Origin of the sequence: Mycobacterium paraffinicum (assembly GCF_001907675.1) — a bacterium.
GTDB classification, from domain to species: Bacteria; Actinomycetota; Actinomycetes; order Mycobacteriales; family Mycobacteriaceae; genus Mycobacterium; species Mycobacterium paraffinicum_A.
Genome location: NZ_MPNT01000027.1, coordinates 56,064 through 78,458 on the forward strand (window position 1 = coordinate 56,064; position 22,395 = coordinate 78,458).

Sequence of the window (22,395 nt, forward strand, 5' to 3'; positions counted from 1 at the left end):
GCGGCTGTCGCGTCTGCGGCCCGGCTGCATCTGTGCGCTGTGCGTGAGGATTCCGAGACGCGCAGGCGCCACGTCGCGGCGGTGTTGGCGTTCACGTCCACCGAGCGTGTCGGTCAACGGATGCGGATCCGCTTTGATGACGGGCCCACCGCCTTATGGATGGCCCAGGCGCTGGCGCACAAGGACGTCGAGTTGGTCGACGTCGGCGCCGATGGCGGCACGATCGTCATCGCGAACCCACAAACGGTGTTGGGCCGCTATGGGTTTCGGGATGGCCGGTGGCTGTTCGGGCAAGGCATGCCCGCAGCGGTGGGGGTCAGCCGCGGGGCGGTGCATGCCGCGGCGCATTTCAATCGGCAAGGGATGAAGGTGGCGTGCCCGAGCGCGTCGATGATGCTGACACTCACCGCGGTGATGTCGCGGTTAGGGATCCACGCCAAGCCCACCGATGGGCACCCGCGCGCCGCGGTCGGCCCGGGCCGCGTTGCTGAGGCGTTGGCGCGGCTAGGTATCGCCGAAGTCGGCGCCCAGTATCGGCGGCTGCGTGAGAACACGGTGGGGGACTGACCATGAATGATGTTGAAAGCAGGCCGAATTCGCGGTGGCTCAACCACCGAATCACCGCGCACCGGATGCGCGCTCGTAATCAGCCGGTGGATGTGATCGCCGACTACTTGCGGGTCACTACGCGCTCGGTGCAGCGGTATTTGGAGTTGCCGTGCCCAGAACCACTGCCGGATGACAAGGAAGTGGAATTAGCCAGCTTCGTCTATGAAGGGGCCTGTGCTGCCTTTCCCGAGGTGGACTGGCTGAGCCGCAGTTCGTTGGTCCAGGCCGAGGCCAAGGCGATCTGCCAGTACTGCCCGGTGTTGGACAAGTGCCGCAGCTACGGGCTGAACAAGGGGCGTGACCAGCGCGGCGTTCTGGGAGGCATGACTATGGCCGAACGTGCCCGTGAGGTCCGCCGCCAACGGCAGCGCGAGCAGCAGCCCCGGCGGCCAGGAGTCGTCGCCCGAAACCAGGGGGCGGCATGAGGACGGAGGGCGGCGGCACGCCGAGACGAGCGCCGGCGGCGGTGGGCACCGGCGCGCCGGCCGACGGACATGACGCGTACCGGCGTGGGTTGTGCGTGGACTGCAAAGCCACCTGGCACTCACCGGGCCGGACCCGCTGCGATGCCTGCCACGACATCTACGCCGGTGGCGGGGTCGGGCAGCGCACACCCAGTGAACGGCAAGGAAGGACCAGAGCAGCATGACGATGAGCGTGAGTGTCACCCCGGCGGCAGCCAATGCCGGCGGAGGCTACATCGACGCGGTGCGGGTCGATGAGTTGTTCGTCGACCCGTCCTATCAGCGCGCGGTCGATATGGGCCGGGCCCGCAAGCTGGCCGCCGGCTGGGATCGTCGGCTGGCCGGGGTGATCGAGATCAGCGATCGCGGCGACGGCCACAGCCCGCGCTACGCGGTAGTGGATGGCCAACACCGTTGGGAGGCTGCGCGACTGCGCGATCCTCAGGCCTCGATGGTGGCCCGCGTCCACGAGGGGCTGACGGTGGCTGACGAGGCTCGGTTGTTTGATCGGCTCAACCGGGAACGGCGGCGTCCCTCGACCTGGGATCACTGGCAGGCCCGCAAGGCCAGCGGTGATCCTGACGTGCTGGCCATCGAACATGTCGTGACCAGTTTGGAGCTGCAGATTCATCACGCACCCAAGGCCGGAAACGTGCGCTGCACCGCGACGTTGGAGAAGCTCTTTGCCCTCGGCGGCGCCGATCTCATCCGCGACACCCTGGAACTGATTGTTCAGGTGTGGGACCTGCGCATGGATGCCTACGATGCGCCGCTTGTCCATGGCATTGGGTTGATTCAACACCATCTGGGCGACCGTATCGATCCGGAGCGGCTGGCCGACACCTTGCTCGGTGTGCTTCCGACGGCGTTGCGCACCCACGCTGCTGCGTTGGGGGAGACCCTGACCGGCACCGCGGGTGTCCGGATGGCGATCACCATCATGGTGCTCTACAACAGGAACCGCCGCGTACCAGGGCAGCGTGTCTTGGTCTGCGCGCGCACTTTCGGCGGCGGGGCGCGCAACGCGCGCTCGCGTCCTTTATCTGCCAAAAGCGCCTGACTCACAGGGTCTTTCAACCTTTAAGAGGTGTGTTGTGACGTTGATGTTAGATCTTCACCTGCCCCACTGGCATCGCCCCGAGCGCTGCGCGCACTTCTCGCCTGATCGGCGCTACCGGTACTGGCTGAGCTGCCGGCGCGGGCCCGGGCCGGCGCTGATGTTCATCTCGTTGAACCCCTCCACTGCCGACGAGCATCGCGACGACGCCACGTCACGTCGTGACATCGGGTTTGCCGACGGCTTCGGCTATAGCGCGGTCACCTTGACCAACCTGTACGCCGCGCGGGCCACCAGCCCCAAAGACCTTGCCGGGATAGCTGATCCGATCGGAGTCAGCAGCGATCCTCGCTATGACAATGACGCTCAGCTCGACGCCCAGGCCGCCGCGCATGACGTGATCGTTTTGGCCTGGGGTGCTGATGCCGACGCGGCGCGGGCCCGGACGGTCGCCAGCCGCATGTGGCGTATCTGCCGGGTCACCGGTGGCAGTTTAGCCGTGCTCGGCTGGACCTCGAGTGGGCAGCCGCGCCACCCCCTCTATTTACGCAAGGACACCCCGCTGCAGTGCCTGACTGCACGAGCGCACCTTGACATGCTCGATGTCGACCCGCGGTGGTCGGCACTGTTGACCGACAGCGATGTGCTCGCCGATCTCGACGGCGTGGTGGCACCGTGAGCGCGCCGTACTACGCCACGCACGACGCGTCAGCGGATGCGGTGGCCGTCGCTGACCACGTTGTGGCGGTCCTGGGGCGGCGGATCTACCGGGCAGCGCGCGAGACCGCGCTGCAGGACGGTATCGAGCAGGTGTTGCGGGAGCACGCATTTCGGGTTGAGCGGGAATTTCGGCTCACCAGCTGCGACCGGCCTGACTTCCTCATTGATGGCTGCGTGGTCGTCGAGGTGAAGATGCGGGCCAGCGGTTCGTCGGTGCTGGCGCAGTTGGCGCGGTATGCCGCGCATGAGCGCGTCAAGGCGCTGGTGGTCGCGACGCCGCGGCTGTCGTCGCTGTCGGGGATGCCGGCGGAAATCTTCGGGGTGCCGGTGCGGGTGGTCGCGCTGCCGGGGCCGGGGTTGGCGTTGTGACGGCGCGCGTCGTTGGCCAGTACCGGTGGGCCCCGGAAGGCGTGTGGGAGATCGAGGCCGAGCCCGATGTCATGATCCGAATCAAGCGGATCTTTCCGCGGGTGGCCGCGACAACGCGTGGCACCGTCACGCTGACGGGCACTCTCGAGGTCGCGCGGGACCTGGAATGGCTGACTGATCGGTGGCCGATGAAGGCCTCTGTGCAGGATCGGCAGCGGCTGCGGGCGATGGCCGGCGAGCATCGGCGCGCTGAAAGCGCTGTGCAGCATGTTCTTTCCGGCGGCGCGCTGTCAGTCGACGCGGGTCCGGGATGGGTGTCGCCGGCAGTGCCGCTGCGGGGTTATCAGCGCACCGCGCGGGATCTGGTGTGGGCGACCGGTGGGGTGCTGGTTGCCGACGAGCTCGGCATGGGCAAGACGTTCACCAGTCTGGCGCTGTTGGAGCAGCCGCAGGCGCGGCCGGCGATCGCGGTCACGTTGACCGGCACGATGCCCAAGCAGTGGCGGCGGCAGCTGGCCACATTCTATCCAGAGCTCACCTCGGTCGAGGTCAAGACCGGGCCGATTCATTCGCTGCGGCGCCGCGGGCGCACCGCGGATCTGATCGTGATGAGTTACTCGAAGCTGGCCAAGTGGCAGCACCATCTCAAAGGTGTTGCGAACACGGTGATTTTCGATGAGGTGCAGGAACTGCGCCGCGACCAATCCGATCGGTACAAGGCCGCGATGACCGTTGCTCGCGAGGCCACCTACCGCGTTGGTCTGTCCGCAACCCCGATCTACAACTACGGCGGGGAGATCTACAACGTCATCGACGTCCTGCGGCCCGGCGCGTTGGGCGACCGGCATGAGTTCGCGCGGGAATGGTGTCACACCTCGGGGTTGGACGCCAAAACGCAGGTGTATGACCCGACGGCGCTGAGATCATATTTGACCTCGCAGGGCCTGTTGCTGCGGCGCACCCTCGACGAGGTCGGTATCGAGGTTCCGCCGATCATTCCGATCGAGCAGTCGGTGCCCTCGGATCCCAAGGTGCTCAGCGAGATCGAGGGCAACGCGGTTGCGCTGGCTCGGCTGATCTTGGACCAGTCTGCCAACCCTCGCGAACGCTGGACTGCAGCAGGGCAATTTGACTGGATGATGCGCCAGCACACCGGTATAGCCAAAGCTCCGTTTGTTGCCGACTTCGTTGAGCTGCTGTTGCAAAGCGAACAGCGGGTGATCCTGTTGGGCTGGCATCACGCCGTGCATGACATCTGGGCCGAACGGCTGCGCCCGCACCGGCCGGCGATGTACACCGGGCGCGAGACCACTACGCAAAAAGAGCGGTCCTTAGACGATTTCATGGCGGGCCGCTCCCGAGTGCTGATCATGTCGCTGCGGTCGGGGGCGGGTATCGACGGGCTGCAAGAGGTGGTGAACACGCTGGTATTCGGGGAGCTGGATTGGTCCCCGGGGGTGCATAAGCAGGCCATGGGGCGGCCCGGCCGGCCCGGGCAGACCAAGCCGGTGCGTGCCTATTTCGCGACCACCGATTTCGGCTCTGATCCGGTGATGCTCGAGACGCTCGACATCAAGACCTTGCAGGCCGATGCGCTCATCACCGGTTCTGGTGATGGCGTGGGCAAGCCGGCGCCGGATCGGATGACCCCGGAGCGTTACGCGCAAATCAGGCGATTGGCGGCCCACGTGGTGGAACAGGCCGATCAGTCGCCAGCAGTGAGGAGGACGGCGTGAGACCACAGAGTCAGGTTCCGGTGAATACAGCTGCGGCGCAGCGCCTTCAGCAATGGCGTCTTGCGCGAGCTCACCGCGGCATGGTTGCGGTCCGCCCGCGGTGGGTGTCGCCGCTTACCGACGCCCACATAGTTGACGCGCACGGCGCCGCCGACACTGCGCCGGTGACTCGATGAGCAGCCATGGGGAGTCGCGATTCGCCATCGCGGCGGCGGGCGATGGATTGCGGTGGCGTTTGCACGCAGTTGATTTCGCCGTATTTGGTCCTCGATTGGCGGCGGCGGGCGCCGACGAATGCTACCGCACCGAAATCTATTCAGTGTGTGGGCAACGCTGCAACCACGTCGCCACCCGGCTGGGCCCTTTCACCTACGGCAGCCGTTGGCTGACTTCTCGGCGCTGTGAACGGTGCGGATGGGTGGTGGCACTCAGCCGAGGAACAGTGGAGCAAGAAATCGCTCAATACCTCCCTGATGACGCGCATCGCGATGTGATCGAGGCCGCCGGTACTGACCCAGATCTGATGCGGCGCATCTTCGTGGCGATTCTGGCTGACGCCCCGCCGGGGCGAGCTGGCGAGCCCGGGCATCGTTCGGACCTGCTCGCGCACGCGGCCCGGCACCGCCCGGCGGTCATGGTGTGCCAAGGCTGCAGCGAGAGCTCGAGCGCTGCTGCAGTCCATGGCGAGGACATCCTGTCTTGCCCCCACTCTGCCGTGGTTTGCGCCGACTGCACCTTTAGCGCCGGGCCCTGGGCGGGGGAGCGCGAGGGCATGACGACCGGTGAATGCGTCGTCGGTGCCCCCTGCTCGGTCCTCATCGCCCTGGCCCACCACTACGCCGTCGCCATTGCCGAGGGCAGCGATGCCGGCCCACCGGGGCGCATTGTCGATGCCCCGTCGGCTCTGCGGTTCCCGCACCCGCCAGTGGTGCACCTGAAATCGGAAAGGAGTTCTCATGTCATCAGCCAAGAGCGCTGACGGCGCGGCGGCCGCAGCCCGCCCGCCCGGCCATCGCGGCTGGGTCGTCTGTGATCCTGCTGGCTACCCGTACGCCTGGTACGGCATCGACCTGGCTGCCGAGGCCGCGGCGGCCATGGCCCTGCTCGAGCCCGACCCCGTTCAGCGGCAGCAGATGACCGACGCCGGGTGGTCGGTACGGGTCGGCAGCGGCGTGGAACTGGCGCTCGGTGCCGGGCTGACGAAGGCCACGGCGTGATCCGCGGCCGCCCCGACAGCGGGTGCTTGCAATTGTTAGCGCGGTGGAGTGGCGGTGGCGGTTGTCCAGCCCGAGAAACGGTGCCGACCTGGTCTTTTCGCCATGTCCGCCGAGGGGCTAACGCGTCAGCAAACACGGTCCTGCGGGGGTGCAACCCCTTCGCGTCACCGGCCGGCGGCCAGCAAACAATTGCCGGAAATGCCGCTTCACCAGCCGTTTTACCCGTCGCGTCGCCCGTGAGCGTGGCTCAGCAAACACGGTTTGAACCCGTCCGAGCGGGCCTATGACGCGGGGCTAGCGCCAGCAAACAAGGTAATTCCGTGTCGGTCCGCCTTCATCGGTCAAAGGCATGGTCGGATGAAGCCGACGACTCGGAATTAGGAAGCCCAGTCGGAAAGGAGGCAATAGCCGCTCACCATCCCCGAACACCAGGGGAGACCCCACAAAAAAATAGCGGGACCAGAATGCAGAACCCCCTCGAAAGGGGGATCTGGGAATCGATCAGAAGGTCGAATTCGGAGCGCCAACTCCGAATTTCGTGAGGTCCGAAGCGCCAACTTCGAATCTCGGTCCCCGTGCTGAACAGGGAGAACTGCGTGACAAGTAGTTCCCAGGGTAGCTCCTACCCCGGACACAATTCAACGTTTCCGCGCGAAGTGTCGCAGAAACATCGGCTGAACTGCGCAAAGACACAGCGCTTCAGGGCGTGCCCGCGCGGTGGGCAACGCTCGGGCGAAGTTTGCCGGCCTCGACAGCGGGTGACCTTCGCCGACGCCGAGATGGTGCGCGGCCGCGTCGAAACACACGCTGCCCAGCTTGGCCTGCGGGGCGCCCGACGCCACGTACTGGCCGCGGTACTCAAGCTGCTGTGCGGCTGGAGCCGGATCACCGACGACCGGGTTGCGCTCGGGCAGCTCGTCGAACTCATCGCCGCCGGCGGCGGCCGACGCTACGACCTCAAAACCGTCGGGCGGGCACTGGCGGCGTTGGCGGCCGACGGGTTGATCGTCTATCGGGCAGCCCAAGGCCGCAACACACGCGCGCTCGTGGCGATCAACGAGCAATTCACCGCTGATATTGCCGTGCTCGGCCGAGATCGCGACGGCCGGGTCATTACCTCCCACACCCACTCCGACGCCGATTCGGTCACCTTTTCGCGGCGTCTTCCTTATAAGAACCAATCTCTCTACCCCCCTACCCCCCGGAACGACGAGCTGCCCAACAGCTCCCGGCCGGTTGAGGTCGAGGTATCCACCGACGAGCTACGCCAGGTGCTGGCCGGCCTGCCCGAGGTGCTGGCGCGGCTGCCCAAACACCTGCGGTTCATGCTGGGCGCGCAGATCCAAAACCGGCTGGCCGCAGGGTGGTTACCCGAGCAGATCCTCGACAGACTGTGCCAGCCCATGCCCGCGGATCTGCAGCGGCCCTGGCGCCTAGCGCTGTGGCGGTTGCACCACAACGTGCCAGGTGCCGGACCGCGGTTGCGGCCCTTGCAGCGCGCCTGGGAACAGCGCGCGCGCTGCGAGGCTCGCGAGGCGCAGGACCGCACCACTGCGCACTGGTATGCCCAAGTCGCGGCGGTCACCAGCCCGGCCGCACGCGCCGAGCTCCTGCAAGCACACGAGGTGAAATTCGGCCGCGCGGTAGACCCAATGGCGGCATTGGCCGCGGCGGGACGGCGGGTCAATCGGCTGTTCCCGCAGATGCCTCTGGCGGCGGCTTTGACCCACTGGGCGGACGAAATCCTGGCCCGCTCCGAGGCGGACCCCGTTGCGGTCGACGGTGTTTCGACTGCGGCCACGATCGGCACCGACCTGCTGATGGACCTGGCGATCAGCGGGGGCTGCCAATGCATGCTGTGCGGTTCGCACCGGGCCACCATGCGCCCCGAGCTGCCGCTGAAATCGATGGTGTGTGATCAGTGCTGGCCCGTGATCGCTGCCGAGCTCGCCGGCGACGGCGACCACGGCCACGACGAGTGGGTGGCCGCATGACCGATCTCGAGATGCCCATGCAGAGCCGCGGCCGACAGCGCGTGCAGGCCTACACCGAGCTCGACGATCGGCGCCAGCCCCCGCAGGATCTCGACGCGGAGCAGTCGGTGCTGGGCGGGATGCTGTTGAGCAAGGACGCCATCGCCGACGTGTTGGAAAAGCTGCGGCCGGGTGACTTCTACCGGCCAGCCCACCAGAGCATCTACGACGTGATCTTGGACCTGTACGGCCGCGGTGAACCCGCCGACGCCGTGACGGTGGCCGCCGAACTTGACCGGCGCGCTGTGCTGGCCCGGGTTGGTGGTGCGCCGTATCTGCACACGCTGATCTCCACGGTGCCCACCGCCGCGAACGCTGGCTACTACGCCGGGATTGTCGCCGAAAAGGCCGTGTTGCGCCGCCTGGTGCAGGCCGGGACCCGGGTGGTGCAGTACGGCTACGCCGGCGCGGACGGCGCCGACATCGCCGAGGTAGTCGATCGAGCCCAAGCCGAGGTCTATGACGTCACCGAGGACCGCACCTCCCAGGACTACGCGCCGCTGGGCGACCTCATCCAAGACACCATGGACGAGATCGACGCTATCCAGTCCCGTGGCGGACTGACCCGCGGTGTTCCCACCGGGTTCGCTGAACTTGATGAACTCACCACCGGCTTACACGGTGGACAGATGGTCATCGTGGCGGGCAGGCCCGGCCAGGGAAAGTCAACTCTGGCACTAGATTTCATGAGATCCTGCTCCATCCGCCACAACAGGGCCAGCGTCATCTTCAGCCTGGAGATGAGCAAGTCAGAGATCGTAATGCGGCTGCTGTCAGCAGAAGCACGGATCAAGTTGGCCGACATGCGCTCTGGGCGCCTCAGCGACGACGACTGGACCAAAATGGCGCGACGCATGGGGGAAATCAACGATGCACCACTGTATATCGATGATTCGCCGAATTTGACCATGATGGAGATCCGCGCCAAGGCCCGCCGGCTCAAACAGAAGACCGATCTCGAGCTGATCGTGGTGGACTATCTGCAGCTGATGACCTCAGGCAAGCGAGTCGAATCCCGCCAGACTGAAGTGGCCGAATTTTCCCGCAGCCTCAAGCTGATGGCCAAAGAACTCGATGTCCCGGTGGTCGCCGTCAGCCAGCTCAACCGCGGGCCCGAACAACGTACCGACAAAATCCCGCAGCTATCAGACCTCCGCGAAACCGGTCAATTGGAACAGGACGCCGACATGGTCATCCTTATTCACAGACCCGACGCCTACGATCGGGACAGCCCTCGAGGTGGCGAAGCGGACCTGATCGTCGCCAAACAGCGAAATGGTCCTGCCCCAAGAACTTTGACAGTGGCGAGCACCCTGCACATGTCAAGTTTTCGCGACCTGCCGCGCTGCTGAATGTCGTCGATGATCGCAAGGTCTGAAAGCTCATTGAATGTGGCCACCTTGCCCGCAGCGCGGCCCCTTCACTGCCGCAGCGGCAAAAACCTGACAGCCGTCATCCCCATGCAGTGCGGTAACTATCGACGGTGTCCGTTCAGGCTGTTACGATCCGGCCAGATCAGGCCACGATCGGCTAATAGATTGTGCTACAGCTGATTCGGAGCACGGATAATGTCGACGGCAGCGCTATCAGCCCCAGATGACACCCGAGAGACGGAATACGAGAACTGAGAAACCCGTGACACTCCTTGATGACGAAACCCCAACCCGTATCGGGGCTGGCACCGCCGAGCACCCGCGGCCCATTTCTTCTTGGCCCGGCCCAGCGCGCGCAGAGCCCACGCTGAATGCCAAGACTTCACGGACTGTCACCGACAGCGAGGTCGTCAAGCCCGATGACACGCGGAGCCACGCAGTCTGGTTCTTCTGGATGTGGCTGCTGTTCGCCACCGTGGTTTCCATCGGCGGCAACGTGATTCATGCATGGATGACTGCACCGGCTCCCCACCTGAAGCTGCTCGCCGCCACCGCGGCCGCCGTCCCGCCCGCGATCCTGCTTGGCTCGACACACTCGGTAGCTCTGTTGATCAAGAACCGTCGACACGGCTACCGCCGCGTCGACGCGGCCGTCCTAGGCGCGGCCCTGTTGTTGATGGCGGGCGTCGCCGGCTGTGCATTCGCGATGTCGTTCGTTTCTCTGCGGGACCTCATGATTCTGGTCGGTATGAGCGCACGTACAGCGTGGCTGTGGCCGATCGGGGTCGACATGTCGCTGATCTGCTCCACTTTGGCGCTCCTCACTCTGGCCTCGCCACCTAACGGCCGTGAGGGCGTCGATGTGCCGGCAGGTGTGACGGTGCCGCGCTCGCCGGGCCCTGCCCCTGTCAGTAGCGGCCCGCAGACACAGGCCGAGCGGCGCCTTTGGTGGGAATCCATCGCCTCCGTCGTACGGGAGCAGAACAACGACGTGCGCAAGATCAGTGAGATCCCCGCACCGCAACTCGCCGAGATCCTGCACCGCCTCTACGACAAGAAAGATTCCAAACGAGCGGTGTGCGCTGAATATGACCTGCACCACCGCGACGTGCGTACCATCACACACACAGCTGAAGAGGTGTTCGCCCGGCTCGCCGTCATCTCGGTGACCGATGGGCGCAACCAAAATCAGCACGCAAACGCGATGTGAGGCGGACGCGCTCGCCGGAAGTCGGACAACGGCACCGGGCGGCCAGATGGGCGCGACGCTGGAAGCGGCGAGCCTAAGGACCAGCGATCATGCTCGGCATGATCGGCCCTAAACCAGAGTTTCCGCCTGTGGCAACGCCATTGAGGAAGCTGAACTGAAAGCCGCAGTCGTCGGGCATGTAGAAATGGACGCTAGGATTCGCCGCAGACAGTGTCGCTATTTGTGGCAGGGTCATCGGCTCCCATGGGCCCCGGTACGGTGGCGGGCTGATGCCGGCAAGAGACCCTGTGTTGACGCCACCGAGCTCGCCGGTGATCTCGTTGGGAGCCTTCGGGCCCCAGACGTTCAAATTGACCGGGGTCCGAGTCCACTTCTCGCCTTCGTAGGTGTACTGCACCCACTGTTGCTTGTTACCGGTGGCGGGATCGATGCGCGTGTAGTTGGTCCAGTCCTCACCAGAAATACGGAACTTGTACTGATTCTCCAGGTGCGCGGCCGGTGCGGAGCTGGCGTCGGCCCACGTATTGCCGCCGGGGGAGTAAAAGCCTGAGGGTCCGCCCTCGAGGTAGGGATTCGGAAATTTGCGGTGTCCAGTCCAAGGCGGCGGCGGCTCTTTGCCGACGTATGGAGGCGGAACGACATCCTCCCATCGACCAAACCGCTGGTCGCCGACAAACGGGTTCCTTGGGTCGATGGCAGGCTTCGGCAAGTCCGGATTGTCGCTTTGGTCCTTCGAATCCACCGGAACAAACTTATTGTCCAGGGCGTCAGCACCGTCTTTGTCGGTCTTGGTGTAGGTGGCTGTGTGTTCGGTGAAGCGCTGCGAGTAGGTGGTGAAGTCAGCGACCTTGGCTTGCAGTGGTCCGTCGGCTTTTGCCAGGCCGGCAGCAATGCCGACGGCAGTGGGATATCCCATTGGCCCATGAGTTGCAGCGATACGCTGCACCTCGGCAGCCGCCTGCGGTGAAATCTGGCCCGCGCGAGTCGCCAACTCAGAATAGGCGTCAGCGAAGCGCAGCAAATCACCTGGATTCACATTCAACTCAGCCATGTCACCCCCGTGTTACTCGGCTGCCAGCAAGACACCTACCAGCGAATCCTCTGAGCGTACCGCTATGGGCGGATATAGGGTACACAACAGGTGGCCGCGCCCGCGCAGCTAACTCTCGATGCGCGGCCCTTGCGGCACCGGCTGCACCGAGTGATAGTTGCGCGCCAGCAGTCGAACGTACTCTGCTTGAACGGCATCCGATGTGTCGAACGGCGGGTTAGGTGTGGGTGCCTTGGCTCTGTGCCGGCGGGTTGATCCATGGATAGGTGACTGCGAGGTATTCGTCGCGCGAAACAACGAGAGTGGGCGCAGGCGTCGACATATCGACATAGTTATGGCCCGCGCGACCCTTCTCACTCAAAACCGCTAAGTCAAGCGAGATCTCGTCCGCTTTCGCAGGATCGAGTCGCCATGTTACGTGCGTTGGGGTAAGGCTGATATCAGCTTCGCCGGCACAGATGACGAAATCGTGCGTTACGCCGTCATGCTCGAGGCGCGACGACTTTCGTTGCATAGCGTCGTTGAGTGTGGCGCGGAAAGTGTCGAGGCCAGGTCCATCCAGAGTCAGCAGCACCGCATCATGCCCGTAATCGAATCGGGGCAGATAGTTCACGCGAATTACGTTCATGGACATCACGGACCTTTGGGGGCTGTCGTCATTGAATGATATCGAGATGCGAAGACAAGGCCGGTGATGCCTGAGTTCTTCATAGGGGAGTGCGGCTCACAGTCTCGGATCGTGTGGGCGGTCGATGCTGGCGAGAAGCGATCGAAACAGGTTTTCAGTCAGTGCGGCGCACTCCTCGGCTAAGGAAGGCTGGGCGTCGGCGCCGACGACGACGGCCTGTTCGATGAGCGCTCCGCCTGCGGCGCTGTTGACGACGTAGTTGTTGAATTGACCGAGCACCTGGCGGTTACCGGTGGTGAGGTTGCCCGAGGCTCGGGTGCCGATGATTCCGTATTGCGGCGGTATGTCGAGAGGCTGTGCGCTGATGTCGGTTGCTTGACTGTCTCGCAAGATGCGGTCGGCGTTGCGTAGGACAAGCGCTGCTGGCACCGCGCCCGGTACCCGGTACAGGTTGAGGACTTCGCAGCTATCCCAGTGGTTGGTGCTGTTCAGGCGGCGAAGCAGCACTCGAGTCACCGCGGCACCGTCAGCGTCGGCGATGGTCCACGCGCAGGGGACGGTGAGTGCTGGCAACCAGAGGTGCAGGTGTGCTGTGGTCACGCGTTGCAAGGGCCCGATGTATTGGGCAATTTCTTGTGCCAGCGACGACACGGCGGTGGGGTCAAACGCCGTCGGCATGGCGGCATCGCCGGTCATGCGATGGCCACCGCGCCCAGGAGGAGCAACAGGAGTAGTCCGCCGCCGGCTGCCTCGGTTTCGGCGGGACTAGGCGGTGGCACGTTGATGTGTGGCGGGCTGATGTGGGGGATCAGGCTGGGCCCTGGCGGCGAGGCGGATGCCGGGGGCGGCGCCGGCATGGTGGCGCCGGGGAACGGTGCCAGCAACGGGTTCTGTGGTGGTCCGATCACGCCCGGTGGCGCGGGTGCATTCGGATTGAGTAGCCACGGCGGCAGTTCGGAGATGATTGAGGGGCCGCGGACCGGAGGTTGGCCATCAATGGGGATGTTTTCCCAGTCAGAGCCTGGCCCGGGGCGGGGTTTGTAATCCCAGTGGGGGCTGTGCTGCCATTCGTCGCCCGGGTAGTAGCGCCACTCTCCGCCATTTTGGTCGTAGAGGCTTCGTCCTCCTCGTGCCACCGCGCTAGGACGGCTCGCAGGCCCTTCTGTTAGCGGGCCCTCGACGGGCGGCCGCATGCCCTCAGGGGGGAGGCCTTCGACTGGCGGCTTAGGCGGGGGAGGTGGCGACGGATCTTGCTTGAACGTGTGGTCGACCGCCTGCACACGCGGTGTCGATCCTTGTTCCCCCGCGGCGGCTGCGCGTGCGCCTAACGCTTGCTCGGCCTCCGCGGCTTGTTCCACAATAGAGGCAGCCTTGGCTTGGTGATCGTTGATGCGGCCCAGGATCTCTGCTTGACCTGCCGGCGAATTCGGGTCGGGGATAGCGCCGACCTCGGAAGCCTCGAGCCGGGCGTTTGCATCGATAGCCCTGGCACCTTCCACGTTGATCCGACGGCTCTCGTCGGTGATAGAGGCCCAGGTAGCGTGAGAACGCGCGGCGCCGTCCAGGACGAGGTGATCGGCTTTTGTGGCGGTGGTGTAGGAAGCGGCTACGGCGGTTGAGAACCGCAACCCGATCACCTGGGCGCGCGTGTCTTGGGTCCCGTGGCTGAGCGTGCGCGCGTAGCTACTCAGGTCGCCAAATCCGCCGCCGTCGACGGGAGTGGAACCGAACAATTCGAAATAGCGACGATGCTGTTCTTGTGACAGCATCTCCAGCTGCTCGATGGCATCCACGAGAGAGCGCCCTCCTCCGCCGCGCCTGCGGTGCGTGGAGTAAACCTACCAACTGCGCGAGCTTGCTGAGCTGCAGTTCTGCAACAGTGGCGGGCGGCGGCCCGGCGCGGCGGTCAGGGGCGGGTGCTGGGGCCATTACGCGCCTGTAGCTGGCGGCTCGAGATCTAGAACGGTTGACAGTGTCTGGGTCCACCAGCGCAGTTGGCGGCGGTGGCTTGCGTCGGGTTCCTTGATGCCTGCGGTGCGTCGAAAGTCAGCACCGTAGACGGGTTCGGTGGCCAGCGCCTGGTGCAGGGCGGCGACGGCGAGACGGGTGTCCTCGCGGGCGGGGCGCCGGCCCCCGGCCTTGCGACGGGCGGCGTGGAGCGCATCAACGACCGGTTCCAGGATGCCGCCGCTGTGATCGCGCCATCCTGCGCCGTGAAGGGCCATCGCGAGCTCGCCGTAGCCGGCGGCGTAGACCGCGGCAATACGGTCCACCAGCTGAGGTATCTGCGCGCCGGCGCGCAACCAATCCTGGGTGGCGTCCTCGACGGCAGCGCGGACCCGGTCGCTGCTGTGACGTAGCAGAGCGTCAAGAAGGCCTTCGCGGCTACCGAAGTGATGGTTGACGCCTGCGTCGGTTATGCCAACGCGGTCGGCGACGGCGCGTACTTCGATCGCCCGCGGACCGGCCGCGATCAGCAACTCCTCAGCGGCATCGAGGATTAACGCCTTAGTCTCCTCGGGGTGGCGGCGTTTTCGAGGTGATGACATGCAACAGATCATACCTTGACGCATCAAGGACTAGACGCTACACTTTGATGTGTCAAGGTAAAAAAGTACGAATGCCTCCGTAGCTCAGTTGGTAGAGCAGCTGACTTTTAATCTGCGGGTCCGGAGTTCGAGTCTCCGCGGGGGCACAGGGGGGCGCGAAGGTGGCAGCCGCTGATGATGATGGGGGTGTGGGCACCCCGAGCGGCTGGTGCCTTACCACCCACATCCGTAAGGGCGCATTGGGACCGCGTCCGTATTGCTGAACGCGAGGCGTCCAGCCAAGTCGTCGGCAACCTGCGGGGCGCGCAGGGGACGACTGGCACTACGAATAGCATTGGTATTCGCCGACGCCGGTCAAACGCCAGGCACGGCCTGAACCCCACAGTCCGCGATCTTTAGCATCGGGGCGCGACGGGGCATCGCTGTCGAATCAGCCCTTCGCCCATCTGTCCTGAATCGCACGGGTTCCGGCGAGAGCGTCTTTGAGTGTGGGGGCGGTCTGGAGTTGGTCGAGCAGTACCCAGAGTCGTGACGACGGGTAAATCCCCGCACCGTTGGGGATGGGTTCGAGCGGGGGGATTCGGGGGCCGAGGTCATACACGGCGTGCGGTCGGTCGCTGGCGTCGTTCTCGGGCAGGTAGGGGAATCGTTCGCGGATTGTGGGGACGACATCGGCGCGCATGATCCGGTGGATGCGCTGCACGGCTCCGCCCCACCGGAACGCCATAAAGTTCGGCGGGTCGGTGGGCCATCCTCCGGCGCCGTAGGGATGGAAGTAGCAGAGCTGATCGGTGACGAACTCGCGGAAGGTCGGGGTGCCCTCGCCGCCCGGGCGGTCCTCGTTGAGCACCACACTGTAGACCATGCTGTCGGCTACTGTGCGCATGCGTATCACTTCCATCAGGTAGATGTGCAACTCTTCGAGCCAGATGCGTTCTCGCCCACGGCATACCGTGCGGGCGGCTGTAATGTCAGCGAGGACGTCGAGCCACGGCAGGTGCACCACTGGGACGCCCTGGATTTCCCGTGGCAGTTGCGTCTCGGCGAGCGCGGTAGAGGCTTGAGATAGAGACACCATTGCGCCCGACCCGGATCGGTGGATGCGCGAGACATATTGCGCCAGCTGCGTCGTCGTGGGAAGCAGCCAGTCCCGCTTGGCCTCGAAGATCACCAGCGCCGAGCTGGCCGGCAACCGCACCTCGAGATCTGTGCGGCCGATCTCGGCACGGACTTCCAAAGCGAAGCTGACGTCTTCAACCTCACCGAGGGCCGGCCAGACTCGTCGCAGTATTGCGTCGCTGAGTGCCGTGCAGCGCGCCATGGTGAAGCCGAGTGCTGCGGTCAAATCGTTCTCGTTCTGACCAAGCAAGCTGAACGCTGATTCCACCTCGGCTCCGTATCGCGTCAGCGAAGCCACGCCGCCCCTTTCCAAATCCCTCCGCGGCCGCTACGTGCCGCCGCGGTAGCGGCAGGCTCGGGACCTGATATCAACATGCTCGCAGAGCCGACCTGCCACGGCGAAGTCGCTGTCTTCGCCGTCGACACGGACCGCGACCGGCCACACCCACGGCCGGGCGCGTTCTTCCTTTCTGGGCGCTGATGGATGAGAACACTGGTCAGGCGGCTATGGCGGAGGCAGGTGAGGCGAAAACCCGACCCTGTTGCATGCAACGGTGGGGTGGTGGGGCACCACCTACCACCGTGCAATGACTGGTAGCGCGGGCGTGGGGGCTCGGCAAACAAATCTCTCGTTCACACTGGTGTGCGGAGGCATTAGGTTTGGCCCGTGGCGTCGTTGGATGCGTTTGTTGCAGCCTCCCAGGAGCAGCACCGCCGCTACTTTGAGATGTTCGGGGTTAACCCCGAAGGTGGTGACGGCCTGCGTGCCTTGAGCTGGGCTATCCACGCCAGCACCGTCCCCCGGGTTCAAGACATCCGCCATGAAGTGATCGGGCTGGGGTTTTCCACTGCTGTGCTGCGGTCGTATATCGCTGCGACCAGTGCTGATCACATACCGCTTGAGCGGGCTGCGACGATGCTCGATGCGGGCGCTGAGGCCGGCGATACTAGCCGGCGGATCAACATAGATGGCGCTGCCAAGATCTTGGCGAATTCGCGGATGGAGGCCGCCGAAGTTGCGGCGGTGCCGGATCCGGATTCACCGGCCGGTCAAGCAGCGATCGTCGGGATCGTCTCGAAATACCAAGCCAGCTCAGCCGCAGTGATGGAGGAATCCGCGGCCGCCGAGCAAGCGGCTGGGCGGAAAGCGATGAATGCCGGCAGCGGCGGTGAAGACGGGCTACCGCCGGACCATGGCGGCATCGAGGCCGTCGACTACACCACGCAGCCACTAGCCCCGCCGCAGCCCCTTCCAGAGTCGCCGTGGCAATACAACATCGACTTCACCAGCGAGGTTGAAGCGTTCAAAGACGGCATGCCGCCGGTGAGCGCAGGATCGATCGCATCGATCGACGACGTATGGAACGAGCTGCACCGCTGTTTCAATTGCAACTTCCCGATGGGGGGAGCGCCGAAAGCTTTTCCTAATGTCGGCGACGAACTTCCTCTCGAAATCCGTACCGCCGGGCAAAAACTGTTGAACTTCCCTGTTCGCGTCACTGAAATCCAAAGGACCGCCTCGGCTATTGACATCGAATTCGTCACCCTCCCGGGCCACGTCGATGGGCCCGACAGCACCATTCACTTCCGATTCTTTGAACAAGGCGGTCAACTCCATCTCGCCACCCACGGTCTGATAACGCAGGGGCCGGGATCAGAAGACGTACCCATCCTCAGCCCAGGACTAAGGTCGGCGTATACGGGGGTCGCTCACGCCGTGTGGCAACCGTACATAAACAACTTGACCCGAAACATCGCCAATTCCAAGGGATACGTCACATACGGGCCCGGCCAATAAACTCGCATCCCAACTTCGCGACTTATCGTGAGGCGCAACGAGATCCGCACCACTAACCCGAATAAAATCTCAGCAGGGGCGGTAGAATGAGCCTATGACCAAGAACCGCGTCCAATGGGTAGCCTTCCTCGGGATGGGCCTCGCCGCCGGAATCGGATTCTGGTTCCTCGTGACTTTTACCCTCGCCGCTGCCGGATTTTACTTCTACGCCCTGCACATCGCCTCTTACGTCGCAGTCGCCCTCTGGTTGATCGCATCGCCGGTGATCTACATCAACACCAACAAGAGTCACCCGCACGCGGCCGCCTACAGGATCGCTCCACTGCTTATCGGGATGGGCCTAATGGTCAGCTACTTCGCCGTCGCCTGGACTTTCGCTCACGGCTAACCGGCCGCATCTGTCAGGCCGCTATGTGCCGTCGCACGATCAAAGCGGGGCAGCGCAATCACCAGGATCGGGCGGTGCTCACCGGCGGCGGCGCGGTTATGCCTCCACGGTGAATGCGTGCACATACTCCGTCGCACCAAGGTGCTCGTACACCTTGGTCGTGGTGATGCGATTCCAGTGATGACCAAGCAAAACAGCGAGACCGAGCGGGCCGATGAGAAACAGATGCAACGTCCCCGCGCCGGCATGACGGCGGGCTAGATCTCGGATCGCGACAGCGAGGCTGTTTGCGGCGACTGGGGTTCCGACTGCTGTCGGACCCGCCCCCGTCGAAGGGGAGGCAGTCACGATCGTGGCGATGGGTAAGCCGGCCAGGTGAATCCATTCGGCGGCCTGGTCGGCGAAGTTGGCTGCGACGTTGACGATGAGCGCTGTGTCGGTGCCGAGCTCAACAGGGTGCTCGGTCACTTCGAGATCGAAGGCCTCGATCGATTCCTGGCTGCGCCACAGCTGGTCGTTTTGGCGGATGCCGACTTCATAGCCTAAGACACGCCGCAACTCGGCACCGACGAGGAAACCGGTCGCCTGCCGCATGTGACCGCTGACTAGGATACGATGAGCGCCGCCGAGTTGTGCAGGGACACTTGCTATCTCGCTGGCCAGGTCGGCCCATGTGTGCGGGGGAGCTGGGGCCACCCGATGCCAGTGCTTCTCGCCAGCGATTCGATCGACCCAGTCGATGCTGACTGCGGCCTGATCGGCGACCTCGTCGTGCTTGATCGTCGCCACCGACACGGTGGTCCATGGGGACCCCGCCTGCAGTTGCAACGTGGTTACGGCCTGTTTGATGTCGGTGAGGGTGAGTCGGCGATGCCCTGCAATGACCTGCTTGGCGACCCAGCTCGTGCCCTGGTCGATGGCGTTGTCGTCGCAGCGCAGACCATTCGCGGTCAGTAACAGGCTGATTTCGTCGCGCAGCCGGCCACGGTCGTAGGCGATGTCGAGGCGGAAGTCATTCAGAAAGGCCATCAATGTGGGCTCGTCGGTGTCTGCGGCCCGCGCCCACGCGGCCCGCGCCTTACCCCGTTGCGAGTTCGGGCCGCCTTGAGCGGCACGCGGGACAAGGTGGCCGTCGCGCCCATCGCGATCGCACATCAGCACATCGGTCGGATCGTGCGTGCGGTTGGTCACCAGTCGCATCTCGACGGGGTCGCCGTCGACGGTCAAGGCTATGTGTGCATTGACCATTTTCTGAAGGATGCCTTCGTCTTTCAGGTAGGTCAGCCCCACCGAAGTGCGGTTGTCGACGGCGTACTTGACTTGTGCGTACACGTGCGGGGGTCGCTGGCGGTACCGGACGACGTCGTCTCCGTTGCCGACACCAGGTTCTTCGACACCGACGGCAATCGTGGGATTGTCGGTGTTCCTCGTCAGGTCCTGATGCAGGGCTTCCATGCAGGCGCGCCAGACGTGAAGCCACTGGTAGTCATCGCCGGCGATCCGGACGCCGCTCGCGCTGGGCATGATGTTGTCAGTCATTGTAGGGCCCCAAGGGGATTGGTCATGGGTGGTCGGTTTCGTGGGTTGGCACCGCGCCGCGGTCGGCGCCCTCATGAGCCTGCGGTGGTGTGCTGGGGAGCCCGCCGGTCAACGTGATGGTGCAGACGTGAGGGAAGAGGGCGACGATGCGTCGGGCGTCCAAGGCGTATCCGTAATCGCTTCTGCGGACTACGATTTGGGTTGGGTTGGGCAGCCGTGGATTCTTCACCGAGACCATGGCCAGCGATGCCAAATCGGTGGGGCTGGGACCCACGTCGCGGGGGTGGCTGTGCCAGTCGCCGAGGTATCCGAGTCGGGGATCGGCTGCTCGCGCGGTCAGAACGGCGGCATGGGTGGTACCGGCGGGGATCCGATAGTGGGATCGGCCGCGGAGCGTGGTAGGGATCTCGATGGCTGTGATAATCCACGGGTGCCCATCGAGGTAGACGCCAGTCAGGACTCCGCCGGTTTCGTCGGGGTGCGCTCGTGCCGCTGCGGTTGTCATCGCGGTTCGCGCGGCCTCGGTGATCCACAATTGGGTGCTGGTGTTCACGGGGTCCCCAGAGAAGCGGGGTCGCGTGGGTCCAGTGTGCCTGTGCGCTCGAAGGGTGCACTCATCGGGCGAAGTACGGTGATGCGTTCGTCAGGGCGTTCTCTTCGTCCGGTCAGCAGATCGATTGCGGCTACGGCGATATCGGACGCGGCTGTGAGGACCGCGACCGGTGGGGCGTTGTTAACCGGGGCGGTGCAGCCGAGTTCGAGAAAACCTGCGGTGGCTGCCTGATCGTGGGGCGGCAGCGGGTGATAGTGCGGGTCGGTCGGGCGCGCCGCGATTGGGGTGTCGCCTTCGGCTTGCCGTTGCACACGGGCTAGCGCGCCGTGGTGGAATAAGGCGCCGGTGATGAGCGCTACGCCACGTCGGCGGCAGGTGTCGGCGATCGCGGCGGTCAGCGGCATGACCCCTGTGCAGTCGAGGACCAGATCAACGCCCTCGATTGTTCGGATCAACTCAACCGGGTCATAGGGCAGGTCGTTGTGCGGAATCACGTTGGTCCATGGTGCATGTTGATCGATGATGGCCGCTACCGCATCGGCCTTTTGACGGCCGACGAAGCGGCGGGTGCCGACGTGGCGGACGAGGTTAGTGCTGGTCAGCACGTCACTGTCGTGCAGGTGGATCGTACCTACGCCGCGGGACGTCATTGCTGCTTCGTCATGGCCGCCCACCGAACCGGCGCCGGCGATCAGCACGGTCTTGCTGGCGAGTAGGTCGGCGTCGGTTCCGGCGCGCCGCCGCAACGCCTGCTCGTCGTTCGATGTCGGTGGCAGCGCTGCCGCGGCCAACGTCTCGGCGGCCCCGCTCATGCCGAGGACGATAGCGTCGTAGTCGTCGCCGTGGCGTGGCCAGGCCAGCACGATGAAATCGAGCCCGCCGCTGGGTGCGGGGAACGCCGTGTCGGATCGCGCAGCGAGTCCGTGTGTGAGCTTCCTGCGTTGGCGGCGGGTCAGTGAGGCGCGAATTTCGTCCAGGGTGCGAGGCGGCTCGGGGAGGGCTCCGCGCAGGTAGAACGCGCCGGCGAGCGCGGGTTTGCCGATGGTCCGCGGATCTGGGGGATTGCCGTGTTCGATGAGCAGTGTCTTGCCTTGGATGATGGCGAACATCTGGCCGGCGTAACCATTGCTGCCACGGATGATCAAGTCCTGCAACGGTAGTTCAGCTCGATACGAGCTCTGGACGTCATAGAGGCGGTAAGCGTCGAGAGCCCGGTCCGCGGCATGGAATCCGTTGCGAGCCGCCGCGGCCCACTGGTCGAGGCGGTCCCAAAGGCCTTGCAACTCACGACCATCGATCTGGGCTGGATCATCTTCGGCCCACAAACAGATGGTGCCTTGTGGCGCGGCATGCTCGCTGCGCAAGCCCGCGACCGAGACGTGTGCATAGCGCAGCGGCCATCCCGGATAGATATCGATCTGCATGCGGGTGGCGTCGGTGAGGCCCTCCAGGCTGGCCCGAATCGGCCCTGTCCAGCAACGATATTCGGCGTCACCGCCGGGTGAGAAGCCGGCGTTGATCAGCTCCGAGCGAAATCGATCGAACGCGGCGTCGTCGTAGGTGTCCAACAGCCTGTTCAGCGCTGAGTGTCGCGATGCGGCGCGGGCATTGCGAAGCTGCGCGGCTGATTGCTGCCCAGTGCCCCAACGGCGGTGACAGCTCCAACCGGAAACCCGCCAGCATCGCAACCGTCAGGCAACGGGAGGATCGGTCCGCGGTCGTTGTCGCCGAGAATGTCGCGCCACAGCTTGGCAGCCCGGCATCGCTCAGCGTCGAGCGCCTCGCGGGCCTCTCGGGCCAGACGCTCAAACGTCTGCCCGGCCGAGGTCCACTGCCAGTATTCGAGGTCGGGTTTGAGTGCGGTCCCCAACACCGGATCGGGCAATCCATCGTTGGCGCTGTCGATCAACCGTGTACCTATGTGCTCGAAGCTCGAGGCCAGCAGCTCGGCGTAGGTGCTCCCGCTGACGAGGCGTTCGTTC

General features: G+C 64.7%; 22 protein-coding genes, 1 tRNA gene and 1 pseudogene. 14 read left to right on the plus strand and 10 right to left on the minus strand.

The annotated features are described in order from the left end of the window. Positions 1 to 39 precede the first annotated feature (39 nt). From BRW65_RS23325 to BRW65_RS23370, 11 genes are all read left to right on the plus strand, one after another. Complete coding sequence (locus BRW65_RS23325) at positions 40 to 567, plus strand: hypothetical protein (protein WP_242657569.1); 528 nt, start codon at positions 40 to 42, stop codon at positions 565 to 567. Positions 568 to 569: 2 nt separating this feature from the next. Further along, positions 570 to 1,034, plus strand: a complete 465-nt coding sequence (locus BRW65_RS23330; protein WP_108724139.1) for a WhiB family transcriptional regulator — start codon at positions 570 to 572, stop codon at positions 1,032 to 1,034. 220 nt (positions 1,035 to 1,254) lie between these two features. Continuing rightward, entirely contained in the window at positions 1,255 to 2,133 is an 879-nt protein-coding gene (locus BRW65_RS23335; protein ID WP_073878634.1) for a DUF6551 family protein, read from the plus strand. A gap of 43 nt (positions 2,134 to 2,176) precedes the next feature. Beyond that, the gene (locus BRW65_RS23340; protein ID WP_242657573.1) at positions 2,177 to 2,809 is read left to right on the plus strand and encodes a DUF1643 domain-containing protein; all 633 of its coding nucleotides are present in this window, start codon (positions 2,177 to 2,179) and stop codon (positions 2,807 to 2,809) included. Next, positions 2,806 to 3,219: a hypothetical protein gene (locus BRW65_RS23345; RefSeq protein WP_065500652.1), complete on the plus strand. Its 414-nt coding sequence runs from the start codon at positions 2,806 to 2,808 to the stop codon at positions 3,217 to 3,219. Before BRW65_RS23340 ends, BRW65_RS23345 begins: the two co-directional genes overlap by 4 nt. Continuing rightward, complete coding sequence (locus BRW65_RS23350; RefSeq protein ID WP_065500654.1) at positions 3,216 to 4,955, plus strand: DEAD/DEAH box helicase; 1,740 nt, start codon at positions 3,216 to 3,218, stop codon at positions 4,953 to 4,955. Before BRW65_RS23345 ends, BRW65_RS23350 begins: the two co-directional genes overlap by 4 nt. A 172-nt stretch (positions 4,956 to 5,127) precedes the next feature. Beyond that, positions 5,128 to 5,934, plus strand: a complete 807-nt coding sequence (locus BRW65_RS31030; RefSeq protein ID WP_131810824.1) for a hypothetical protein — start codon at positions 5,128 to 5,130, stop codon at positions 5,932 to 5,934. Next, positions 5,912 to 6,172 (plus strand): hypothetical protein, encoded by a 261-nt coding sequence (locus BRW65_RS31035; protein WP_084187937.1) that lies wholly within the window; start codon positions 5,912 to 5,914, stop codon positions 6,170 to 6,172. Before BRW65_RS31030 ends, BRW65_RS31035 begins: the two co-directional genes overlap by 23 nt. 758 nt (positions 6,173 to 6,930) lie before the next feature. Beyond that, complete coding sequence (locus BRW65_RS23360) at positions 6,931 to 8,166, plus strand: hypothetical protein (RefSeq protein WP_065500658.1); 1,236 nt, start codon at positions 6,931 to 6,933, stop codon at positions 8,164 to 8,166. A gap of 11 nt (positions 8,167 to 8,177) precedes the next feature. After that, positions 8,178 to 9,557 (plus strand): replicative DNA helicase, encoded by a 1,380-nt coding sequence (gene dnaB / locus BRW65_RS23365; RefSeq protein WP_065500673.1) that lies wholly within the window; start codon positions 8,178 to 8,180, stop codon positions 9,555 to 9,557. A gap of 283 nt (positions 9,558 to 9,840) precedes the next feature. Next, positions 9,841 to 10,788, plus strand: coding sequence for a DUF2637 domain-containing protein (locus tag BRW65_RS23370; protein WP_242657570.1), 948 nt, complete (start codon positions 9,841 to 9,843; stop codon positions 10,786 to 10,788). A 73-nt stretch (positions 10,789 to 10,861) separates the two neighbouring features. Here BRW65_RS23370 and BRW65_RS23375 read toward each other — a convergent pair whose 3' ends face one another. The 5 genes from BRW65_RS23375 to BRW65_RS23385 all read right to left on the minus strand — a co-directional run bounded on the left by BRW65_RS23375 (position 10,862) and on the right by BRW65_RS23385 (position 15,016). Then, positions 10,862 to 11,839: a type VII secretion target gene (locus tag BRW65_RS23375; protein ID WP_073878636.1), complete on the minus strand. Its 978-nt coding sequence runs from the start codon at positions 11,837 to 11,839 to the stop codon at positions 10,862 to 10,864. Positions 11,840 to 12,056: 217 nt separating this feature from the next. Then, complete coding sequence (locus BRW65_RS32410) at positions 12,057 to 12,452, minus strand: hypothetical protein (protein WP_244168178.1); 396 nt, start codon at positions 12,450 to 12,452, stop codon at positions 12,057 to 12,059. 111 nt (positions 12,453 to 12,563) lie between these two features. After that, the gene (locus BRW65_RS32415; protein ID WP_242657572.1) at positions 12,564 to 13,163 is read right to left on the minus strand and encodes a hypothetical protein; all 600 of its coding nucleotides are present in this window, start codon (positions 13,161 to 13,163) and stop codon (positions 12,564 to 12,566) included. Continuing rightward, positions 13,160 to 14,260, minus strand: a complete 1,101-nt coding sequence (locus BRW65_RS31040; RefSeq protein ID WP_083212068.1) for a hypothetical protein — start codon at positions 14,258 to 14,260, stop codon at positions 13,160 to 13,162. Before BRW65_RS31040 ends, BRW65_RS32415 begins: the two co-directional genes overlap by 4 nt. A gap of 135 nt (positions 14,261 to 14,395) precedes the next feature. Then, on the minus strand, positions 14,396 to 15,016 hold the full coding sequence (locus BRW65_RS23385; protein WP_073878648.1) for a TetR/AcrR family transcriptional regulator: 621 nt from the start codon (positions 15,014 to 15,016) through the stop codon (positions 14,396 to 14,398). Between the two features lie 73 nt (positions 15,017 to 15,089). Between BRW65_RS23385 and BRW65_RS23390 the strand changes: the two genes are divergently transcribed. Continuing rightward, positions 15,090 to 15,162, plus strand: a tRNA-Lys gene (locus tag BRW65_RS23390). Between the two features lie 284 nt (positions 15,163 to 15,446). Here the strand turns inward: BRW65_RS23390 and BRW65_RS23395 are convergent. Beyond that, a complete protein-coding gene (locus tag BRW65_RS23395; RefSeq protein WP_065500666.1) occupies positions 15,447 to 16,433 on the minus strand; it encodes a hypothetical protein in 987 nt (328 codons plus the stop codon). A 369-nt stretch (positions 16,434 to 16,802) separates the two neighbouring features. On the opposite strand from BRW65_RS23395, the gene BRW65_RS32040 reads away from it, so the two are divergent. Together BRW65_RS32040 and BRW65_RS23405 are read left to right on the plus strand one after the other, a co-directional pair. After that, positions 16,803 to 17,933: a hypothetical protein gene (locus BRW65_RS32040; RefSeq protein ID WP_073878638.1), complete on the plus strand. Its 1,131-nt coding sequence runs from the start codon at positions 16,803 to 16,805 to the stop codon at positions 17,931 to 17,933. Positions 17,934 to 18,027: 94 nt separating this feature from the next. After that, positions 18,028 to 18,321, plus strand: a complete 294-nt coding sequence (locus BRW65_RS23405; RefSeq protein ID WP_065503024.1) for a hypothetical protein — start codon at positions 18,028 to 18,030, stop codon at positions 18,319 to 18,321. Between the two features lie 96 nt (positions 18,322 to 18,417). On the opposite strand, the gene BRW65_RS23410 is transcribed toward BRW65_RS23405, so the two are convergent. The 4 genes and pseudogenes from BRW65_RS23410 to BRW65_RS23425 form a co-directional block, all read right to left on the minus strand. Continuing rightward, the gene (locus BRW65_RS23410; RefSeq protein WP_065503025.1) at positions 18,418 to 19,860 is read right to left on the minus strand and encodes an SAVED domain-containing protein; all 1,443 of its coding nucleotides are present in this window, start codon (positions 19,858 to 19,860) and stop codon (positions 18,418 to 18,420) included. Positions 19,861 to 19,882: 22 nt separating this feature from the next. Further along, the gene (locus BRW65_RS23415; RefSeq protein WP_065503026.1) at positions 19,883 to 20,413 is read right to left on the minus strand and encodes a Mov34/MPN/PAD-1 family protein; all 531 of its coding nucleotides are present in this window, start codon (positions 20,411 to 20,413) and stop codon (positions 19,883 to 19,885) included. Next, on the minus strand, positions 20,410 to 21,981 hold the full coding sequence (locus tag BRW65_RS23420; RefSeq protein ID WP_073878640.1) for a HesA/MoeB/ThiF family protein: 1,572 nt from the start codon (positions 21,979 to 21,981) through the stop codon (positions 20,410 to 20,412). Before BRW65_RS23420 ends, BRW65_RS23415 begins: the two co-directional genes overlap by 4 nt. 8 nt (positions 21,982 to 21,989) lie before the next feature. Continuing rightward, positions 21,990 to 22,395 (minus strand): annotated as a pseudogene (locus BRW65_RS23425) (nucleotidyltransferase domain-containing protein); the annotation flags it as partial.

Bases quoted from the DNA above. Each gene is read 5' to 3' on its own strand.
- BRW65_RS23330 (WP_108724139.1), top strand. From the start codon at position 570: ATGAATGATGTTGAAAGCAGGCCGAATTCGCGGTGGCTCAACCACCGA.
- BRW65_RS23335 (WP_073878634.1), top strand. From the start codon at position 1,255: ATGACGATGAGCGTGAGTGTCACCCCGGCGGCAGCCAATGCCGGCGGA.
- BRW65_RS23340 (WP_242657573.1), top strand. From the start codon at position 2,177: ATGTTAGATCTTCACCTGCCCCACTGGCATCGCCCCGAGCGCTGCGCG.
- BRW65_RS31030 (WP_131810824.1), top strand. From the start codon at position 5,128: ATGAGCAGCCATGGGGAGTCGCGATTCGCCATCGCGGCGGCGGGCGAT.
- BRW65_RS31035 (WP_084187937.1), top strand. From the start codon at position 5,912: ATGTCATCAGCCAAGAGCGCTGACGGCGCGGCGGCCGCAGCCCGCCCG.
- dnaB (WP_065500673.1), top strand. From the start codon at position 8,178: ATGCCCATGCAGAGCCGCGGCCGACAGCGCGTGCAGGCCTACACCGAG.
- BRW65_RS23375 (WP_073878636.1), bottom strand. From the start codon at position 11,839: ATGGCTGAGTTGAATGTGAATCCAGGTGATTTGCTGCGCTTCGCTGAC.
- BRW65_RS32415 (WP_242657572.1), bottom strand. From the start codon at position 13,163: ATGACCGGCGATGCCGCCATGCCGACGGCGTTTGACCCCACCGCCGTG.
- BRW65_RS23385 (WP_073878648.1), bottom strand. From the start codon at position 15,016: ATGTCATCACCTCGAAAACGCCGCCACCCCGAGGAGACTAAGGCGTTA.
- BRW65_RS23405 (WP_065503024.1), top strand. From the start codon at position 18,028: ATGACCAAGAACCGCGTCCAATGGGTAGCCTTCCTCGGGATGGGCCTC.
- BRW65_RS23410 (WP_065503025.1), bottom strand. From the start codon at position 19,860: ATGACTGACAACATCATGCCCAGCGCGAGCGGCGTCCGGATCGCCGGC.